17 protein-coding genes are annotated in these 18,228 nt (G+C 71.9%); 12 read left to right on the forward strand and 5 right to left on the reverse strand.

Annotated features, from left to right (window positions below):
- Positions 1 to 8: 8 nt before the first annotated feature.
- From PIR02_19080 to PIR02_19090, 3 genes are read left to right on the forward strand one after another with little or no spacing between them, the layout of a single operon-like run.
- On the forward strand, positions 9 to 983 hold the full coding sequence (locus PIR02_19080) for an alpha/beta hydrolase (protein ID WZH36826.1): 975 nt from the start codon (positions 9 to 11) through the stop codon (positions 981 to 983).
- A 57-nt stretch (positions 984 to 1,040) separates the two neighbouring features.
- Positions 1,041 to 1,988, forward strand: a complete 948-nt coding sequence (locus PIR02_19085) for a hypothetical protein (protein WZH36827.1) — start codon at positions 1,041 to 1,043, stop codon at positions 1,986 to 1,988.
- Positions 1,989 to 2,042: 54 nt separating this feature from the next.
- Positions 2,043 to 2,906: a HEAT repeat domain-containing protein gene (locus PIR02_19090; GenBank protein ID WZH36828.1), complete on the forward strand. Its 864-nt coding sequence runs from the start codon at positions 2,043 to 2,045 to the stop codon at positions 2,904 to 2,906.
- A 39-nt stretch (positions 2,907 to 2,945) separates the two neighbouring features.
- Here PIR02_19090 and PIR02_19095 read toward each other — a convergent pair whose 3' ends face one another.
- The 5 genes from PIR02_19095 to PIR02_19115 all read right to left on the reverse strand — a co-directional run bounded on the left by PIR02_19095 (position 2,946) and on the right by PIR02_19115 (position 7,563).
- Positions 2,946 to 3,923 carry a branched-chain amino acid ABC transporter permease gene (locus PIR02_19095; GenBank protein WZH36829.1) on the reverse strand — a complete coding sequence of 326 codons (978 nt, stop codon included), beginning with the start codon at positions 3,921 to 3,923 and terminating at the stop codon, positions 2,946 to 2,948.
- Positions 3,920 to 4,774 carry a branched-chain amino acid ABC transporter permease gene (locus PIR02_19100; GenBank protein ID WZH36830.1) on the reverse strand — a complete coding sequence of 285 codons (855 nt, stop codon included), beginning with the start codon at positions 4,772 to 4,774 and terminating at the stop codon, positions 3,920 to 3,922. Before PIR02_19100 ends, PIR02_19095 begins: the two co-directional genes overlap by 4 nt.
- A gap of 82 nt (positions 4,775 to 4,856) precedes the next feature.
- The gene (locus PIR02_19105; protein WZH39048.1) at positions 4,857 to 5,531 is read right to left on the reverse strand and encodes an ABC transporter ATP-binding protein; all 675 of its coding nucleotides are present in this window, start codon (positions 5,529 to 5,531) and stop codon (positions 4,857 to 4,859) included.
- The gene (locus tag PIR02_19110; GenBank protein WZH36831.1) at positions 5,531 to 6,370 is read right to left on the reverse strand and encodes an ABC transporter ATP-binding protein; all 840 of its coding nucleotides are present in this window, start codon (positions 6,368 to 6,370) and stop codon (positions 5,531 to 5,533) included. The genes PIR02_19105 and PIR02_19110 overlap by 1 nt, the downstream gene beginning before the upstream one ends.
- The gene (locus PIR02_19115; GenBank protein ID WZH36832.1) at positions 6,367 to 7,563 is read right to left on the reverse strand and encodes an ABC transporter substrate-binding protein; all 1,197 of its coding nucleotides are present in this window, start codon (positions 7,561 to 7,563) and stop codon (positions 6,367 to 6,369) included. Before PIR02_19115 ends, PIR02_19110 begins: the two co-directional genes overlap by 4 nt.
- 186 nt (positions 7,564 to 7,749) lie before the next feature.
- Here PIR02_19115 and PIR02_19120 point away from each other — a divergent pair, with 186 nt between their 5' ends.
- From PIR02_19120 to PIR02_19160, 9 genes are all read left to right on the forward strand, one after another.
- The gene (locus PIR02_19120; GenBank protein WZH36833.1) at positions 7,750 to 9,984 is read left to right on the forward strand and encodes a LuxR C-terminal-related transcriptional regulator; all 2,235 of its coding nucleotides are present in this window, start codon (positions 7,750 to 7,752) and stop codon (positions 9,982 to 9,984) included.
- Between the two features lie 125 nt (positions 9,985 to 10,109).
- Complete coding sequence (locus PIR02_19125) at positions 10,110 to 10,826, forward strand: alpha/beta fold hydrolase (GenBank protein WZH36834.1); 717 nt, start codon at positions 10,110 to 10,112, stop codon at positions 10,824 to 10,826.
- Complete coding sequence (locus PIR02_19130) at positions 10,823 to 12,289, forward strand: aldehyde dehydrogenase family protein (protein WZH36835.1); 1,467 nt, start codon at positions 10,823 to 10,825, stop codon at positions 12,287 to 12,289. The genes PIR02_19125 and PIR02_19130 overlap by 4 nt, the downstream gene beginning before the upstream one ends.
- Entirely contained in the window at positions 12,286 to 13,386 is a 1,101-nt protein-coding gene (locus tag PIR02_19135) for an NAD(P)-dependent alcohol dehydrogenase (GenBank protein WZH36836.1), read from the forward strand. The genes PIR02_19130 and PIR02_19135 overlap by 4 nt, the downstream gene beginning before the upstream one ends.
- 58 nt (positions 13,387 to 13,444) lie before the next feature.
- Positions 13,445 to 14,164 (forward strand): ion channel, encoded by a 720-nt coding sequence (locus PIR02_19140; protein ID WZH36837.1) that lies wholly within the window; start codon positions 13,445 to 13,447, stop codon positions 14,162 to 14,164.
- A gap of 183 nt (positions 14,165 to 14,347) precedes the next feature.
- Positions 14,348 to 15,280, forward strand: a complete 933-nt coding sequence (locus PIR02_19145; GenBank protein WZH36838.1) for an iron-siderophore ABC transporter substrate-binding protein — start codon at positions 14,348 to 14,350, stop codon at positions 15,278 to 15,280.
- Positions 15,277 to 16,329, forward strand: a complete 1,053-nt coding sequence (locus PIR02_19150; GenBank protein ID WZH36839.1) for an iron chelate uptake ABC transporter family permease subunit — start codon at positions 15,277 to 15,279, stop codon at positions 16,327 to 16,329. The genes PIR02_19145 and PIR02_19150 overlap by 4 nt, the downstream gene beginning before the upstream one ends.
- Positions 16,326 to 17,360 carry an iron chelate uptake ABC transporter family permease subunit gene (locus tag PIR02_19155; protein ID WZH36840.1) on the forward strand — a complete coding sequence of 345 codons (1,035 nt, stop codon included), beginning with the start codon at positions 16,326 to 16,328 and terminating at the stop codon, positions 17,358 to 17,360. Before PIR02_19150 ends, PIR02_19155 begins: the two co-directional genes overlap by 4 nt.
- Positions 17,353 to 18,186, forward strand: coding sequence for an ABC transporter ATP-binding protein (locus tag PIR02_19160; protein ID WZH36841.1), 834 nt, complete (start codon positions 17,353 to 17,355; stop codon positions 18,184 to 18,186). The genes PIR02_19155 and PIR02_19160 overlap by 8 nt, the downstream gene beginning before the upstream one ends.
- Positions 18,187 to 18,228: the final 42 nt, after the last annotated feature.

The raw sequence follows: 18,228 nt of genomic DNA on the forward strand, positions 1-18,228 counted from the left end.
GAGTCACCATGGCCGTTGACGGCATCCGGAACCGCCCACCCTTCGACCCCGAACTCGAGACGATGCTCGAGGTCATCGGCGCGATGGTCCCCTCCACGCTGACGGCGGAGATGATCCCGCTGATGCGAGGGGGCGCCCTGCCGGTAATGCCCACGCGCGAGGAGATCCTCGAAACGGCTCAGCTGCAGTCGCGCGACGTGACCATCCCGGGATACCAGGGAGCCGAGATCGTGGTCTCGATCATCGAGCCGCGCGGACGCACGGGGCGCGGACCCGGCATCTTCCACACGCACGGCGGAGGGATGATCTTCGGTGACCGCTTCACCGCGGTCGAAGGCTTCGCCGAGTGGCTCCACCGCTACAACGCGGTCATGGTCAGCGTCGAGTACCGCCTGGCCCCGGAGTTCCCCGATCCGTATCCCGTCGAAGACTGCTATGCGGGGCTCGTCTGGACGGCGGAGCATGCGGACGACCTCGGCATCGAGAACGGACGCCTGCTCATCGCCGGAGGCAGTGCGGGTGGGGGCCTCGCCGCGGGTGTCGCCCTCCTGGCCCGCGACAGGCAGGGACCGCACCTGATCGGTCAGCTCCTCATGTACCCCATGCTCGACGACCGGGACGCGACCGTGTCGACGCACCAGATCGAGAGCGTCGGGGTGTGGGATCGCGGGAGCAACCTCCTCGGTTGGAACGCGCTCCTCGGCGACCGGCGCGGTACCGACGACGTGTCGATCTACGCCGCCCCCGCGCGCGCCACCGACCTGTCGAACCTGCCGCCGGCCTTCATCGACTGCGGCAGCGCGGAGGTCTTCCGCGACGAGGACGTCGCCTACGCGTCGGCCATCTGGGCTGCCGGCGGGCACGCCGAACTGCACGTGTGGCCCGGCGGCTTCCACGCCTTCGAGGGCTTCGCTCCCCAAGCCGCTCTCTCGCACGATGCGATCGACGCTCGCGACCGCTGGATCCGCCGTCTGCTGGGGTGAGCATCCCCCGTCCTATCCTGTGATCGGGACGACGGTGCGACACGAAGGGGAGAGCGCATGCAGGAGCTCGTGGGACGACTGAAGGTGCTCGATCCCGCGGCGAGCGAGTCGGTGAAGATCATCGACTACTTCGACTCCCTCGTCGCCGGGGGCGCGGGCGCGGAGTCCGTGGTACGGGCAGCGGCCATTCTCAGCGGCGTGGCCGCCGGAGCGCGGGTGCGCGGTCGGATTCTCGGCGTCGACGCCGACGGAGCCCGCATCACACCGCACCCGCCTGCCGGATCCCCGGACACCGAGGCGCCCCTCGTCTGGCTTGAACGGCACAGCGGTCCCGATCAGAACGACGCGATGATCGTCGACCGTGCCCAGGTCGCTCTCGCGATCATCGTGGCCCGGGCGGATCCGACGACGAGCGCCGTCGAACGCGTGATCGACGCCGACGTCTCGCGCATCGACCGGGAAGCGGCGGCGAGACGCCTCCGACTGGACGGCAGCGTCCGCGTCATCGCCGCGCCCCCGCACTCGCTCCACGCCACGACCGCGTCGACGGTTCTCGTGACGAGCGAGGGGGCCGTCTGGATCGGTCTCGGCGAGGTCATCCCGCCGGACGGACCCGTCGGGACGAGCATCGCCCGCGACCTCGACGACCTCCCCCGCGCCTGCGCCGACGCCCGTCTGGCACTCCGTCTCGCCGACGAGAGGCACCGCGTCGTCGACACGAGCGACCTCGGCGTCCTGATCGAGCTCGCCCGGAGCTTCGATGCCGCACGCCCGCGGCATCCGGATCTCCAGGCCCTCGACACGCTCGACGCGCGCACGATCGAGGCTCTCGACGTGGTCGTGGACAGTGAGAGCATCCGGGCGGCCGCTGCCCGTCTCTCCTTGCACCACAGCAGCCTGCAGGCGCGGCACGACACGTGGACCCGGCAGCTCGGCTACGACCCGCTGACGCCGCGCGGTCGTGCCCGCTACCTCGCCGCCCGCCTCCTGCAGAGGCTGGGGTGAGGATGCCGTGACCGTTCGCGAGGGGATGCCGCCACAGACCACGGGCGGGATGCCATGACCTCCCGGGACTGGGCGATCGAGCTCGGCGGGCTCGACCCGTCGCTGTGGCCGACGTTCCTGACGGAGAACTCGGGTCTCCCCGGCCCGCGCGCAAACCTCTCGCTCGCGAGCGCCGTCGGTGACCTCGGCGACCGAGCGCTCGCCGACCGGCTCACCACAGACGATGACGAGTACCTCGCGATGTGCGGGGCCATCATCCGCGCCCGGCACGCCGCGGACGCGGACGCGGACGCGGACGCAGAGGCGAAGGCAGAGGCGGACGCACACCCAGACGCCGACGTAGACCTCGCGCTCGACGCAGACGCAGACACAGGCGCGGGCCCAGAGACAGACGCAGACGCAGACGCACACGCACACGCGCAGACGAAGACGCACGCGGACGCCGGTGCGCACACCCGCCCTCACGCCGCGCCGAGCCTTCGCGCGCTCGCGGCCGACGCGCGGTGGCGGGTGCGCGAAGGAGTGGCTCTCGGGTTGCAACGCCTCGGCGACGACGATCCCGACACTCTTCTCGCGATCGTTGCGGCGTGGGCGCGAGATCCTCACCCGCTCGTCCAGCGGGCGGCCGTCGCCGCCGTCTGCGAGCCGCGTCTGCTGCGCTCCCCCGCCGCGGCCGCCGCCGCGCTCGACGCGTGCCGGACGACCACCGCGAATCTCGTCGCCACGGCGGTCGAGACACGGCGCGATTCGGAGTGGCGGACGCTGCGCCAAGCCCTCGGCTACTGCTGGAGCGTGGCGGTCGCCGGTGATCCCTCTACCGGTCTCCCCCTGTTCCGGGCCCTGGATGACAGCGACGCCGACGTCGCGTGGATCGTCCGGGAGAACACCGCGAAGAAGCGACTCGCGCGGTTGCTGTAGGGCGCCGGCCCGCGCCTCGACCGACCGCGGTCCGCGTTCTCACCCCTGTGCCACCGCCAGCGCGGGAACCGCACGACGGCGCAGCCGCACACCCGCGAGTGTCGGCACGATCCCCCGCGGCACGAACAGAAGGAACACCACCAGCACGATCCCGTATCCCGCGTACTGCAGGATCGGACCCGCGGCGGCCGGCATTCCCGGCGTCGCGCTCAGCGCGCTCAGCACCTGCAGCCACAGGCTCAACGCCAGCGTCCCGACCACTCCTCCCCACACCGAGCCGAGACCGCCGACGACAGCCATCACGACGTAGCCGAACGAGACGAACGGCGGATACGTGTCCTGGCTCACGTAGGGCGTGAAGAAGGCGGCCAGCGCTCCCGCGAAACCGGCGAAACCGCCCGCGACCGCGAACACCGTGAGCTTGCTCCGCAGGATCGGCACACCGCTCGATGCCGCCGCCGACTCGCTGCCCGCCAGGGCCCGGATGCCGCGGCCGAACCGCGACCGCACGAGGTTGTGGCACACCACGAGTGCCGCAGCGAGCGCCGCGAGCGCGAGGTAGGAGTACACGCGCTGATCCGCGACCGCCAGTCCTCCGACCGCGAGCGGAGGGATGCCGAAGATCCCCACGCCCGCCCCGAACAACGGCGCGGTCGCCATGACCGTCTGGATGATGAGCAGCACCGCGAGCGAACCGAAGGCGAGGTAGTGCCCCCGCAGACGCAGAAGCGGCCACCCGACCAGGGCGGCGACCGCGGCCCCGAGGATCGGAGCGGCGAGGAGAGCGACCAGGGGCGGAACCCCGAAGGTCACGGTCCCCACCGCGACGGTGAGCCCGCCGACCGCGACGAACGCGCCCTGACCGAGCGACGCCTGGCCGGCGTACCCCATGAACAGAGACAGTCCCGTGACGACGAGCGCGGTCACAGCCGTCTGCACGAAGAAGGTCTGATCGGTCAGCATCAGCGGCGCGATCGCGGCGGCGAGCGCCGCCAGGACGATGACGATGCGGGTCATTTCGCCTCCTCGGCGGTGAAGGAACGCGATCGGGCGATCATGATGACGAGCATCATGATGAGCGCGATCTGGGTCTGGTACGAGCCGTTGGCGTAGCCGGCGACGAGCTGGCCCGTCACCCCCAGCACGAGGGCACCGACGAAGGTCATCCAGGGGCTCCGCAGCCCCCCGAACACCGCTGCCGCGAGCGCGCTGAGCACGAACGGCAGGTCGGAGGTCACCGAGACCGCGGTCGTCGGGGCGATCAGCACCCCGGCGAGACCGCCGAGGACGCCCGCGATGGTGAACGACAGCAGACCCATCACGCGCGTATCGATCCCCACGAGGCGGGCGGCACGCGGATTGGATGCCGCGGCGGTGAGCGCGCGACCGATGTCGGTGCGCGTGAACAGCAGGCTCATCGCCGCGAGCGTCACGACGGCGACCGCGAGGGTGAGCAGACGCTGGGTCTCGATCTCGGCGCCGAACAGGCGGACGGTGCCCGTGATACCGACGGGCGACACGGGGTTCTGCCCCCACACCGCGATGATGACCGCGGCCGAGACGAGGGACATGCCGAGCGTGATCAGCAGCGAGGTCATCGGGTGCGTGCCGGGCTTGCCGATCGCGATCGCTCCGACGACGAAGCCGATGAGGCCGGTGACGATGACGGCGGCGAGTTCGGATAGTCCCGGAGGGAGTCCGAGCTGACGGAACGTCTGCGAGAGGAAGGCCCCGAAGACGACGAAGGAGCCCTGGGCGAAGTTGAGCACGTGGGTCACGCGATACACCACGACGATGCCGCTGCCGACGAGGGCGAACGACCCGGCGAGGGCCAGGCCGCTGAGCAGGTAGGTCGCGAGATCGCTCACGAGAGACGGTCCTGACGAGTGGTCGGGCGAGAGGACGGCGGGGGGACGGTCCCGCCGCCGTGCCGGGCGGTCCGCAGGTGATTCACGATCGGTTCTCCTGTCCGTCGAAGCCGCCGAGGTACGCGGCGCGCACTTCGGGTGCGGCGGCGAGCCGCTCGGTGGGGCCCTCGGCGACGATCCGCCCCGCGTCGAGCACATAGGCGCGCGAGCACAGCTCGAAGGCCAGACCCACCTCCTGCTCGATGAGGAGCACGGCCGTCCCGCGCCGGGCGTTGAGCTCGGCGAGGTGACGCACGAGGTCGGCGGCGATGAGCGGGGCGAGTCCCAGCGAGAGCTCATCCACGACCAGCAGGTCGGGCTCGGCCATGAGCGCTCGTCCCACGGCCACCATCTGCTGTTGCCCGCCCGAGAGCGTGTCGGCGCGCTGGCGGCGGAGCCGCGTCAGGTCGGGCAGCAGGTCGTAGATCACGTCGGTGCGGCGCGTGCGTCGTCGCCACGCCCCCAAGCGCAGGTTGTCGTCGACGCTGAGGTCGCCGAACATCTGCCGCCCCTCGGGCACCTGCGCGACCGTACCGGCGACGGCCACGCTGCCGGACGCCGGTCGCACGAGCCCGCTGACGGCGTTGACGAGCGAGGTCTTGCCGGCGCCGTTCGGCCCGACCAGGGCGACGAGCTCCCCCGCGTCGACGTGCACGGAGACACCGTCGAGGGCGGTTGCCGCCCCGTAGCGGACGACCAGGTCGTTCACCTCGAGCATCACGCGGCGGCCTCGCTCCCGAGGTAGGCGGCGATCACCGCGGGATCGCGGCGGATCTCTTCCGGCGTCCCGTCTGCGATGAGCCGGCCGAGGTCGAGCACGGCGATGCGGTCGGCGAGCGCCGTCACCATCGCGACGTCGTGTTCGATGAGCAGGATCGTCGTGCCGTCGTCGTGCAGCTCGCGGATGAGGCCGCGGAGATCGTCGCGCTCATCGGCGCGCAGACCCGACGCCGGTTCGTCCAGCAGCAGCACGCGCGGCCGCGCGGTCAGTGCGCGCGCGACTTGGAGGCGACGCTGCTGCCCGAGCGGGAGTTGCTCGGCGCCGCGCCCCGCCCAGTCGGCGAGTCCGACGCGGGCGAGGGCATCCTCGGCATCCGCCACGATCTGCTTCTCCTCGCGACGGTGCCGGGGCGAGCGCACCGCCGCGTCGAGGGCCCCGGCGCGCGTGCGGGCGTGCGCGCGCGTGCGGGCGTGCGCACCGACAGCGACGTTCTCGAGCACGGTCATTCCCGGGAACAGCCGCGCCCCCTGGAACACGATCGCGACCCCGCGCTGCGCCCGGCGATGCGGGGGCAGCCGGTCGATCCGCTGGCCGTCGAGGCGGATGACCCCCTCGTGCGCGCGGACGTGTCCGCTGATCAGGCCGAACAGGGTGGACTTGCCCGCCCCGTTCGGACCGATCACACCGCGCAGCTCGCCGGGGGCGACCCGGAACGAGACCTCTCGGTTGGCGTATACGCCGCCGAAGCGGCGTGACAGGCCCGCGAGCTCGAGACCAGCCGAGCCCGTGCCGACCGGGCCATGCCCCGCGCGGGTCCCTCCGGTGGGCACGCTCACTTCGGAAGCTCGGTCGCGAACTGCGTCGTCGCGGCCTCCGTCGGAACCCACTTTCCACCCTTCGCCTCGAAAATCGCCAGCGATGTCTCATCGAGCCCCATGTGGTCCGTCGGGCTGTACGTGTAGCGGCCGTTCGAGGTGAGCAGATCGGTCTTCTCCAGCGCGTCGCGGATCTTCTGGCGGTCGGTGGAGTCGGCCTGGTCGATCGCCGCGGCGAGCAGTTCGACCCCCGAAGCCCCGCCGAACGCGAACTCGGGCGGGTAGGCCCCGTCGTTGGCATCCCTCCACGGCTCGGCGACCGCCATGACCTTCGTCTTGTACGCGCCGTCGGGCAGGGCCTCGCCGCCCAGCGCGATCGTGGCCGCGGCCTTCACCCCCTCGGCGGCCTCCCCGGCCGGCTCCAGGTAGAGGTCCGACGCCTCGGCCCCGGTGAAGTAGGTGTCGATGCCCTTGCCGGCGATCTGCTTGGTGATGATGACGGGAGCCGGCCCCGCACCCCAGACGACGAACGCGTCGGGCTTCGCCGAGACCACCTTGGTGATCAGCGGCGTGAAGTCGGTCGCGGTCTGGTCGTACGACTCGTCGAGGACGACGTCGATGCCGGCCTCCTTCGCGTACTGCGCGGTGGCCTTGTCACCGTTGGTGCCGTAGAGGTCGCCGCCGGTGTACCCGATCGCGAGGGTCTTCACGCCCTGAGCGACCCAATAGTCGACGAGCGCGCGAGCGTACACGGCGGGGATCGGGGGCGAGGTGAAGGCGTAGGGGTTGCTGCCGTCGGCGAAGGCGTCGACCGAGCCGAGGGCGATCGTGGGGATCTTCGCCGACTGCGCGGTGCTGCCCACGGCGGTCGCAGCCGAGACGAAGCTGCTGGCGAGCATCGCCGAGTACGAGGGATCGGATGCCAGCTGGTTGAACTGCTTGACCGACTCGGTGACGTCGGCCTTGTCGTCGACGACCGTCAGCTCCACCTGGCGCCCGTCGATGCCTCCGGCGGCGTTGATGTCGGCGACGACGCGCTCGGCGGCCTCCTTGTCCCCTTGTCCGAGGGCGGAGAGGAAACCGGTGAGCGGCACGACCATGCCGATCTTCACGGGACCCGACGACGAACCCGCCGCGGTGGTCGAGCCGCCGGAACAGGCGCTGAGGGCGAGGACGAGGGCGGCTGCCGCGACCACGGGAACGGTTCTGCGCATGGACTTTCTCCTGGTTCATCGTTGAACGCATCGTTGAGAACGAAGACCCGAACGGGCCCGGTCGTCATTGTTCGGGGGGCGACGACCGTCCCGTCTATCCGTGAAACCACGTAATCGCGACGCAAAGCATTCCGATGAATCGACCGGCGGCGGATAATGATGGTTCCCGGACGCAAGGAAGCCCCCGTGATCAAAGAGCCCCGCAGCGTGTTCGTGGGGCGCCGTCGAGAACTCGCCGCCCTCGCCGATGCTCTCGAGCGCAGCCGCCTGATCACCCTCACCGGCGTGGGCGGGGTGGGGAAGACGCGTCTCGCCGTCCGCCTGGCCAACGCCCAGGCGCGACGCACCTCGACGGCGGTGTACTTCGTCGGGCTCGACGGTGTGAGCGATCCGCGCCGCGTCGTGGCCGCGATCGCTCAGGCCCTGCCGTTCGGCGACCTCTCCGCCCGGGAGCCGCTGAACTTCATCGTCGACACCCTCACCGACGAGACGGCGCTGCTGGTGCTGGACAACTGCGAGCACGTGATCGATGCCGCCGCGTCCGTCGTCGACGACCTGCTCGACGCACTCCCGCGCATGACCATCGTGGCCACCAGCCGCCGTCGTCTCGACGTCGACGGCGAACAGGTCTTCCCGGTCCCCCCTCTCGGCACCGAAGCCGTGGGGGACGAGCCCGCCGAGGCCGTCGAACTCCTCCTCACGCGCGCCCGCGCCGTGGACGCGGGGTTCGTCCTCGCCCCCACCGATATCGCCGCCGCGGCGCAGCTGTGCCGATCGCTCGACGGTCTGCCCCTCGCGATCGAACTCGCCGCCGGCCGGCTGCGCACGCTGTCGGTGCCGGACCTGGCCCGCCGCCTCTCCCACCGCTTCACCCTGCTGCGCGCGGGCTCGCGGGCACCGGTGTCGCGGCAGCGGACGCTCCGGGCCGTCGTCGACTGGAGCCACGAGCTGTGCACCCCGTCCGAGCGCGCCCTCTGGGCAGCGCTCAGCGTGTTCTCGGGTCCGTTCGACCTCCCCGCCGCCATGGCCGTCTCCGGCCGCGACGAAGCCGAAACCGTCGACACCCTCGATCAGCTCATCGACCAGTCGCTGGTGGAGGCCGACCGCGAGTCGGGGCGTTTCCACCTGCTCGAGACCATCCGCGGGTACGGGCGCGACCGCGCCGAGGAGTCGGGGGAACAGCCCGAGCTCGTGCGCCGCCACCTCGAGTACTACCGGGGTCTGGCGCATCTCGCCCGCACCCACTGGTACGGGCCCGCGCAACGGCGGATCCTCGCCGGTCAACGGGCAGATCGAGCCGAACTGGACGCGGCGCTGCGCACCGCCGCCGCGACCGACGCCGACACGGCGCTGGAACTGTTCTCCGACCTGCGTTATCACTGGGCGGTGGGGGGCTTTCTCTCGGAGGGGCGGCGGTGGAAGCGGCGGCTTCTCGCCCTGCCGGGGGGATCCGCCTCCGCTCGCACCCCGGCGGTCCTCGTCGCGGCCTGGATCTGCGTCCTGCAGGGGGCGTTGGAGGAAGCGCACGGGCACCTCGACGAAGCCCGAGCGCTGCTGCCGTCGCTCGCCACGGAGGAACGGGAGCAGTGCGAGATCGAGATTCGACGGCTGGGAGGTACGCGGGCTCTTTTCGCGGGAGAGGGTGACCTCGCGCGCGAAGAGTTGAGCCGGTCCATCCGGCTCGCTCGTGCCGCGGGCCACCCCGAGGAGGCCCTGCTCGCGCAGTTCCAGCTGACGGTCGCGCTCGTGCAGACGGAGCGCTCCGATACCCTCGGGCCCGCCCGTGACGCCCTCCACCACGCCGGCTCGATCGGCGAACGGTGGCTGCGCTCGCTGTCGCTCTGGGCGATCGGTCTCGCGCTGTACGCCGACGGCGAGCTCGACGACGCCGAACGGCACGCGCGTGAAGCCCTCGCAATGGAAGAAGGCATCGACGACCCCGTGGGCGACTGTCTCGTCCTCGAGCTCTTGAGCTGGATCGACGCGGCGCGCTCCCCGACCGAACGCACGGCTGTGCTGCTGGGCGCGGCGCGCAGCTGGTGGCGGCGCATCGATTCGGGCATCGCGGTGCACGGCCCGCAGATGCTCGCCCAGCACGATCGGTGCGTCGCGATCGTGCGGCAACGCCTGGGTGACGAGGCATTCCAGCGCCTCTCCGCCGTCGGTGAGCGGCTCTCCCCCGCCGAGGCGGCGGCGTTCGCCGGAGCACCCGCGCGCCCCGCCGCGGGGTTGAGCGCCCGCGAGGGCGAAGTGGCCGCCGGCATCCACGAGGGCCTCAGCAACCGCGAGATCGCCGAACGGCTCGTCCTGTCCGTCCGTACGGTCGACACGCACGTGCAGCGCATCCTCGGCAAGCTCGGCTTCACCTCCCGCGCACAGATCGCGGCGTGGTTCCAGTCGACGCTGTCCACGGTGCGGTGACGCGCGCCCGGTTCGGTCGGTGACGCCCCGCGGCGTTCGGTAGTCCTACGGATACCGGCCGCTGCCTGCGCGGTCGACACTGGCGAGGACGACGCCGAGGTCGTCCCCGTTCGAGGAGCGCACGCATGACCCCTTCCCCTCCCCGCATCCTGCTGGTCCACGGAGCCTGGGCCGGCCCCTGGGTGTTCGATCGCCTCGCCGCGGAGCTGCGCCGACGCGGGTTCCGTGTCGACACCGTGGCCATGCCGAGCATCGGCGACACCGTCGACATGTACGCCGACGCGGCCGCGATCACCGCGGCCCTCGACGCGGCGGAGGGCCCGGTGACCCTCGTCGCCCACTCGTACGGGGGGATTCCGGCCACGCAGGCGGGCGACCACCCGGCGGTGGAACAGGTCGTCTACATCGCCGCGTTCGCCTTGGACGAGGGCGAGACCCTCCAGCAGGCGGTGGGCGGCGGCATCCCGGAGTTCTGGGGAATCGCCGACGGCATGGTCTCGATGGGGCGCTCGCGCGAGGAGCGCATCGCGATGATCGCCGCCGACCTTCCCGCGGGGTCCCCCGATGCGCTCGCGACCGGCCTCGCCGACCTCTTCCGTCCCCAGTCGCTGGGCGCGTACACCTCGCCCGTGACGCGCGTGGCATGGCGCACGAAGCCCACGACCTACGTCCTCACCGAGCGCGACGCCCTCGTCCCCACCGCCTTCCAGGAGCACCTCGTCTCGCGCTCGGGCGCTGCCGTCGTCCGCGTCGACACGGGCCACACCCCGTTCGAAGACGACCCGGTGTGGTTCGCCGGAGTCCTGGCCGACATCGTGGCCCCCGTGGAGGTGGCGCGATGAGCCTCACAGTCACGACCGCCCCCGGCCGGCTGTTCATCGACGGGCGGTGGACGGATGCCGCCGACGGCGGCCGCATGGACGTCATCGCCCCCTCCACCGGCGAGAAGATCATCGACGTCGCCCGCGGCACGATCGCCGACGTCGACGCGGCGGTCGCCGCTGCCCGCCGCGCGTTCGACGAGGGCCCGTGGCCGCGGATGTCGAGTCGCGAACGGGCGCGGATCCTGCAGCGGGCGTACGCGCTCATGCGCGAACGCGGCGAGGAGCTCGCGCAGGCGGAGAGCCTCGACGTCGGCAAGCCCATCACGTTCGCGCGCGTCGTCGACGTGAACAACGCCGCCGAGCTGTACGAGTACTACGCCGCGCTCGGCCACCGCCTCGACGGAGAAGTGCGCGAGATCACCGCCGACGCCCACGCCTATGTGCGCAGCGAACCGCTCGGGGTCGTCGCGGCCATCACGCCGTTCAACTTCCCGCTGATCCTGTCGAGCACGAAGATCGCTCCCGCCCTGGTCGCGGGGAACACCGTCGTGCACAAGCCCGCCAGCGACACCCCGCTGAGCGCCCTGCTGATGGCGGAGCTGCTGCGCGACGCCGGCGTCCCCGATGGCGTGTTCAACGTCGTCACCGGACCGGGGTCGACGCTGGGCGACCACCTCGTCTCCCACCCCGACGTCGACAAGGTCGCGTTCACCGGCTCGACCGAGATCGGCGCCCACGCGGCGGCCCTCGCGGGAGAGACGCTCAAGCCGTTCACCGCCGAGCTGGGCGGCAACGCCGCGAACATCCTCTTCGCCGACGCCGACCTCGACCGCGCCATCCACACCGTCATCTCGGCGTTCGTGTTCAACGCGGGGCAGTTCTGCATGGCGGGTCCGCGGTTGCTCGTGGAGCGCCCGATCTACGGCGTGGTCCTCGGCATCCTGAAGGAGGCCGTTCCGCAGGTGCCGTTCGGTGACATCGCCGACCCGGCGACCGTGATCGGACCCGTCGCGAGCCGCACACAGCTCGACAAGGTCGCCGCGATGGTCGATCGCGCACGCGCCGCGGGGGCCCGCGTCGTCACGGGCGGCCATGCCGTCGAGCGCGAGGGCGGCTTCTACTACGCGCCGACGGTCCTCGCCGACCTCGACCCCGACGCCGAGGTCGTCGTCGACGAGGTGTTCGGGCCCGTGCTCACCGTGCAGCCCTTCGACACCGACGACGAGGCGATCGCCCTCGCCAACGGCACGCGGTACGGCCTGGCCAGCGGCATCCAGACCTCCGATCTCGCCCGGGCACACCGGGTCGCCGCGCGCCTGCGGGCGGGGATCACCTGGGTCAACGGTTGGGCGATCCTCGATCCCGCCGTACCGTTCGGCGGGGTGAAGGCGTCGGGCTGGGGACGCGAGGGCGGTCCCGAAGCGCTGCAGTCGTACCAGAAGGCGCACTCGATCGTCTTCGACCTGGGAGGTCGGGCGTGACCGCGGGGCGTGCGGCCGTCGTCGAGGCCGACCGGCGCGTCGTCGTCTCCGAGGTCGAGTACGCCGAGCCCGGCCACGGCGAGGTGCTCGTGCGGCTCACCGCGACCGGCCTCTGCCACACCGATCTCGGGGTGCTCGCCGGTGGCATCCCCTTCCCCGTTCCGGGGATCATCGGGCACGAGGGGGCCGGTCGCGTCGAGAAGGTGGGCCCGGGGGTGCGAGAGGTGGGTCCCGGGGATGCCGTGCTCCTGAGCTTCACCTCGTGCGGGCTCTGCGACGCGTGCGCGTCCGCCCACCCGGCCTACTGCGACACGTGGCTCCCCCGGAATCTCCTGGGGGGAATGCGCGGTGAGGACTCGGGGGGTATCACGCGCGGCGGAGAACGCCTCGCGGGACACTTCTTCGGACAGTCGTCGTTCGCGACCCACGCGATCGCCGACGAACGCTCGGTCGTGCGCGTCGCCGCTGACGCGGACCTCTCGGTGCCCGCCCCGCTCGGGTGCGGGGTGCTGACCGGGTTCGGCTCGATGTGGAACGTGCTCGATCCCGGGCCCACCGACATCGTCGCCGTGTACGGCGCCGGGGCGGTCGGCCTCTCGGCCGTCATGGCCGCGAGCCTGCGCACGCCCGCCCAGCTCATCGCGATCGACCGGGTCGCCGCGCGCCTCGACCTCGCGCGCGAGCTCGGCGCGACCGACACCGTCGATGCCGCGAACGACGACGTCGCGACGCGCCTGGCCGACCTCACCGGCGGGCGCGGGGTCACGCTCGGCTTCGACACCACCGGGCACCCCGGAGTCGCGCGGACCGCGCTCGAGGCCGCGGCGGCGCGGGGCACCGTGCTGGTATGCGGGGCTCCCCCGCCCGGAACCGAGATCGCGGTGGACATCCAGGGGATCCTCACCGGCAAGATCCTGCGTGGGGTCACGATGGGCGATGCCGATCCGCGCGAGCTCATCCCGCGGCTGGTCGCGCTGCACGCCGAGGGACGCCTCCCGCTGGAGAAGCTCGAGCACCGGTACACGCTCGACGAGATCACGGCGGCGATCGACGACATGCACCACGGTCGGACGGTGAAGCCGGTCATCGTTTACTGACGTCACGGATGCCGTGCGCGGTCCCGCACGGCGTCCGTGTTCCCGCCATAATCACCCCATGTACGGAGAACGACTCGCGCGCTGGGAGCGCGCGGTGGAGTGGCCCCTGGTCATCGCGGCCCTGATCTTCCTCGCCGCGTACGCGACCCAGATCCTCGCGACGCCCGAAGGGCTGGTCGAGACGGTGGCGGAGATCGTGCTCAAGGCGACGTGGGCCGTCTTCCTGGTCGACTACGTCGTCCGACTCGCGATCGCCCAGCACCGGTGGCGGTGGTTCTGGCGTCACCTGCTGGATCTCGCGATCGTGGCGCTGCCGGTCTTCCGGCCGCTGCGCCTCATGCGCTTCTTCACGATCATCGCGCTCATCCACCGCAACACCGGCACGATGCTCCGCGGACGCGTGGCGGTGTTCACCGTCGGCGCCACGGCCATGACCGTCTTCGTCGCCGCCCTCGCGGTCTACGACGCCGAGAAGGGCGGTGGCGGCCCGATCTCGACGTTCGGCGACGCCGTCTGGTGGGCGTTCGAGACGATCACCACCGTCGGATACGGCGACTACTACCCCGTCACGATCACGGGCCGCATCGTTGCGGTGGGACTCATGGTCGGAGGCATCGCCCTGATCGGTGTCGTGACCGCCACGCTCGCCTCGTGGATCGTGCAGCGCGTCTCGGTCGAGGCGGAAGAGGCGACCGCGGCGACCGAGACGCAGGTCGAGGCCCTGCGCGGCGAGATCGCCGACCTCAAGGAGATGCTGCGCGAGATCCCGCGCGCGTGAAGACCGACGACCGAGCCGGGCCTCAGCCCGCCGGTCGCAGGACGTCGGCCGCGCGGTCCCGTGCGGACGGGCCCGCGCGAGCTCGTCCCGTTCGCGATGTCGGCGCGCTCTCCTCATCTTGAGTAAGGTAACCCTTGCCTAAGCCTTCGCCCCGGCATCCCCCTCCCGAAAGGACATCTCGCTGTGCCCTCACGCCGCCGCTCCTCGCACCGACTCACCCTCGCGGCATCCGTCGCCGGTCTCGCCCTCCTCGTCTCGGGGTGCGCGGGCGGGGCGACAGCCGCCCCCGAGTCCAGCGCCGCGTCGACCCACGAGGTCTCTCACGCCCGCGGGACGACGGCGGTCTCGACCGCTCCGCAGCGCGTCGTGACGCTCGAACCGCTCGAGCTCGACACCGCGGTCTCCGTCGGCATCACCCCCGTGGGTGCGGCGGTGGCCAACATGGTCAACGGCGTTCCGAGCTACCTCGGCGTCGACGGCGTCACGCCCGTGGGCACCGTCAGCGAGCCCGATCTCGAAGCCATCGCCGCGCTCGAGCCCGACCTCATCCTCGGTACCGAATCGCGACACTCCGCGCTGTACGACCAGCTCAGCGCGATCGCGCCGACGGTCTTCATCGCCACGCAGGCCGATCCCTGGCGCGACAACGCCGCGCTCATCGGCGAAGCGCTCGGCCGCGAAGACGACGTGCAGAAGGCGGTGGATGCCGTCGACGAGCGCTGCGCCGAGATCAAGAGCGCACACGATCTCACCGGGCAGACCGCCGAGATGATCCGCCCGCGCGACGAGACCACGCTCAGCCTGTACGGCCCGGTCTCGTTCGCGGGAAGCCTGCTCGAGTGCGTCGGGTACACGATCCCCGACCACGAGTGGGAGGACGGCCTGCAGGCGGACATCTCGCCCGAGAACATCGCGAGCGCGACCGCGGACGCCGTGTTCGTCACGACCACCGACGTGGACGATCCCTCCACGGTGCCGGCCGCCATCATCCAGAACGCCGCCTCGTTCCCCGTCGTGACCCTCGTCGACACGAGCACGTGGGTCGCCGGCGTCGGCCCGAAGGGCGCGCAGTCCGTGCTCGGCGACATCGAGTCCTTCCTCACAGCGGGGAAATGAGCAGGGTTCTCCCCGCGCGGGTGTCGACGACGGCCCCCGCACCCCGATCCCCCGGGATCGGTCGGACCGCCATCGGCACCCTCGTGCTGGTGGCGGTCCTCGCCGTCACCGTCGCCCTGTCGCTGATGATCGGCGCGAACCCCCTACCGTGGCAGACGGTGTGGGCGTCTCTCACCGGAGCGGGCGCCCCCGACACCGACTTCGTGGTTCAGGGGCTCCGCGTCCCTCGCACGATCGCGGGGATCGTCGCCGGCGCCGCACTGGGGGCGGCGGGCGCACTCATGCAGGCGTTCTCCCGCAACCCGCTCGCCGACCCCGGCATCCTCGGCGTCAACGCCGGCGCCGCGTTCGCCGTCGCCCTCACGGTGGCGGTGTTCGGCATCCAGAGCTCCCTCCTGCTCATCTGGCCGGCCTTCCTCGGTGCTCTCGTCGTGACGGTCGCCGTCGCTCTCGTCGGCTCGTCGGGGCGGGGGCCGGCCGATCCGATCCGCCTCACGCTCGCGGGCGTCGCCGTCGGCGCGGTGCTCTCGGGGATCACCTCGGGCATGATGCTCAGCAACCCCGACGCCTTCGACCTCATGCGCGGGTGGAACGCGGGCTCGCTCCTCGGGCGCGGCCTCGACATCGTCCTCCCGGTCGCGCCGTTCATCGCGGCGGGCCTCGTGGCGGCGTTCGTGCTCGGCCGCCCGCTCAACGCCCTCGCGCTCGGCGACGACCTCGCCCGGGCACAGGGCATCCCCGTGGGCACCGTGCGGGTGGCATCCGTCGCCGCCATCACCGTGCTCGCCGGGGCGGCAACGGCCCTCGTCGGTCCCCTGTCGTTCGTCGGGCTCATGGTGCCCCACGCCGTACGGTGGATCGTCGGCCCCGACCAGCGCCGTATCCTTCCGCTCAGCGCCCTCGCCGCCCCGATCGTCGTGCTGCTGGCCGATGTGCTGGGCCGCGTGATCATCGCCCCGGCCGAGGTGCCCGCGGGGATCGTCACCGCGTTCGTGGGCGCCCCCGTGCTCATCGCGCTCGCGCGCCGACGCCGAGCGAGCGCACGGTGACCGCGGTCGAGGTCGGCTACCGCCGGGTGCTGCTCGGCGCTCTGCCGGTGCGCGCGCGCAGCATCGTCGTCGGAACCGCGGTGCTCCTGGCCGTCGTCGTGCTCGCCGTCTTCTCTCTCGGCTGGGGCACGTATCCCGTGGCTCCGGATGCCGTGGTCCGTACGCTGTTCGGAGCCGGCGACGCCATGGACACCACCATCGTCGTCGGCTGGCGCCTCCCCCGTACCCTCGCCGCCGTCGCCCTCGGTGCGCTCCTGGCCATCGCCGGAGCACTGTTCCAGACCGTCACACGCAACCCGCTCGCCAGCCCCGACATCCTGGGATTGTCCAACGGCGCGTTCACCGGCATGCTGCTGACCCTCGTGCTCGTGTCGGCGTCGTGGCCGGCGCGGGCCGTGGGGGCGCTGGTGGGGTGCCTCGTGGCATCCGCCGTCATCTGGCTCTTGTCGCTGCGCGGAGGGATCCAGGGCTTCCGGCTCATCGTGGTGGGGATCGGCGTCTCGGCGATGCTCGCCTCGCTCAACACGTGGATGCTGCTCCGCATCGAACTCGAGACGGCGATGTTCGCCTCCGCGTGGGGGCAGGGCACGCTCAACGGCGTCACCGGCGAGGCGGTGACCGGGGTGGTGCTGTGCGCGGCGCCGTTCGCCGTCGCCGCGTTCGCCCTCGTCCCGGCGCTGCGTCAACTCGAACTCGGCGACGACATGGCCGCGGCCTCCGGCGTGCGTCCGCACCTCGTGCGCACCCTGGCGCTCCTCGCCGGAGTGGTGCTGGTGTCCGCCGCCACCGCGATCGCCGGCCCCATCGCGTTCGTCGCCCTGGCCGCCCCGCAGATCGCGCGACGGCTCGCCCGCACGCCGTCGCTGTCGCTCGCGCTGTCGGCGCTGGTCGGCGCCCTCCTCCTCCTGGGCTCCGACGTCATCGCGCAGCATGTGCTGCCGGTGACCCTTCCCGTCGGCGTCGTCACCGTCTCGGTCGGCGGCGCGTACCTCATCGTCATGATCGTCTCGGAGATCCGCCGCCGTGTCTGAAACCTCTCGCCTCGAAGCCCGTGCCGTCTCGCTCGCCTACGACGGCACGACCGTCGTCCCCGAGCTGAGCGTCGCCGTCCCGCCCGGGTCGTTCACCGTGATCATCGGCCCGAACGCGTGTGGCAAATCGACGCTCCTGCGGGGGCTCTCCCGGCTTCTCGCCCCCACCGACGGGACCGTCGTCCTCGACGGGCGCGACATCTCGAGCTACCCCGCCAAAGAGGTGGCGCGCCGGCTCGGGCTCCTCCCGCAGACGGCTCTCGCCCCCGACGGCATCACCGTCGCCGACCTCGTCGGCCGCGGCCGCTACCCGCACCAGTCGCTGCTGCGGCAGTGGTCGAGCGCCGACGAGGCCGCGGTGGAGGAGGCCCTGGATGCCACGGGCACCGCGGATCTGTCGGCCCGCCCCGTCGATGCTCTCTCGGGCGGACAGCGCCAGCGCGTCTGGGTCGCGATGGTGCTCGCGCAGCAGACCGACCTGCTGCTGCTCGACGAACCGACGACGTACCTCGACGTGGCGCATCAGGTCGAGCTGATGGAGCTGTTCGCTGAACTCAACGCCCGCGGGCGCACGGTCGTCGCGGTGCTGCACGACCTGAATCACGCCGCTCGCTACGCGAGCCACATCATCGCCATGCGCGAGGGACGCATCGTCGCCGAGGGGCCGCCGCGCGAGGTGATCACGAGCGAACGCGTCGAGGAGGTCTACGGCCTGCCGAACGTCGTGATCGACGACCCGGTCACGGGAGGACCGCTGGTGGTCCCCCTCCGTGGTGGGGCGTTCGCGGCGCGGGCCGCCGAGGCTGCGGCGGGGCTCGAGGCGTGAGCGCGGAGCGGATGCCGGGGGCCGGGGTTTCGGCCCGGGCCG

Source organism: Microbacterium enclense (assembly GCA_038182865.1).
GTDB classification, from domain to species: domain Bacteria; phylum Actinomycetota; class Actinomycetes; order Actinomycetales; family Microbacteriaceae; genus Microbacterium; species Microbacterium enclense_B.

What these genes read in the sequence shown, in the direction of transcription:
- PIR02_19080 (WZH36826.1), top strand. Translation starts at nt 9, where the DNA reads ATGGCCGTTGACGGCATCCGGAACCGCCCACCCTTCGACCCCGAACTC.
- PIR02_19085 (WZH36827.1), top strand. Translation starts at nt 1,041, where the DNA reads ATGCAGGAGCTCGTGGGACGACTGAAGGTGCTCGATCCCGCGGCGAGC.
- PIR02_19090 (WZH36828.1), top strand. Translation starts at nt 2,043, where the DNA reads ATGACCTCCCGGGACTGGGCGATCGAGCTCGGCGGGCTCGACCCGTCG.
- PIR02_19095 (WZH36829.1), bottom strand. Translation starts at nt 3,923, where the DNA reads ATGACCCGCATCGTCATCGTCCTGGCGGCGCTCGCCGCCGCGATCGCG.
- PIR02_19105 (WZH39048.1), bottom strand. Translation starts at nt 5,531, where the DNA reads ATGCTCGAGGTGAACGACCTGGTCGTCCGCTACGGGGCGGCAACCGCC.
- PIR02_19115 (WZH36832.1), bottom strand. Translation starts at nt 7,563, where the DNA reads ATGCGCAGAACCGTTCCCGTGGTCGCGGCAGCCGCCCTCGTCCTCGCC.
- PIR02_19125 (WZH36834.1), top strand. Translation starts at nt 10,110, where the DNA reads ATGACCCCTTCCCCTCCCCGCATCCTGCTGGTCCACGGAGCCTGGGCC.
- PIR02_19130 (WZH36835.1), top strand. Translation starts at nt 10,823, where the DNA reads ATGAGCCTCACAGTCACGACCGCCCCCGGCCGGCTGTTCATCGACGGG.
- PIR02_19140 (WZH36837.1), top strand. Translation starts at nt 13,445, where the DNA reads ATGTACGGAGAACGACTCGCGCGCTGGGAGCGCGCGGTGGAGTGGCCC.
- PIR02_19150 (WZH36839.1), top strand. Translation starts at nt 15,277, where the DNA reads ATGAGCAGGGTTCTCCCCGCGCGGGTGTCGACGACGGCCCCCGCACCC.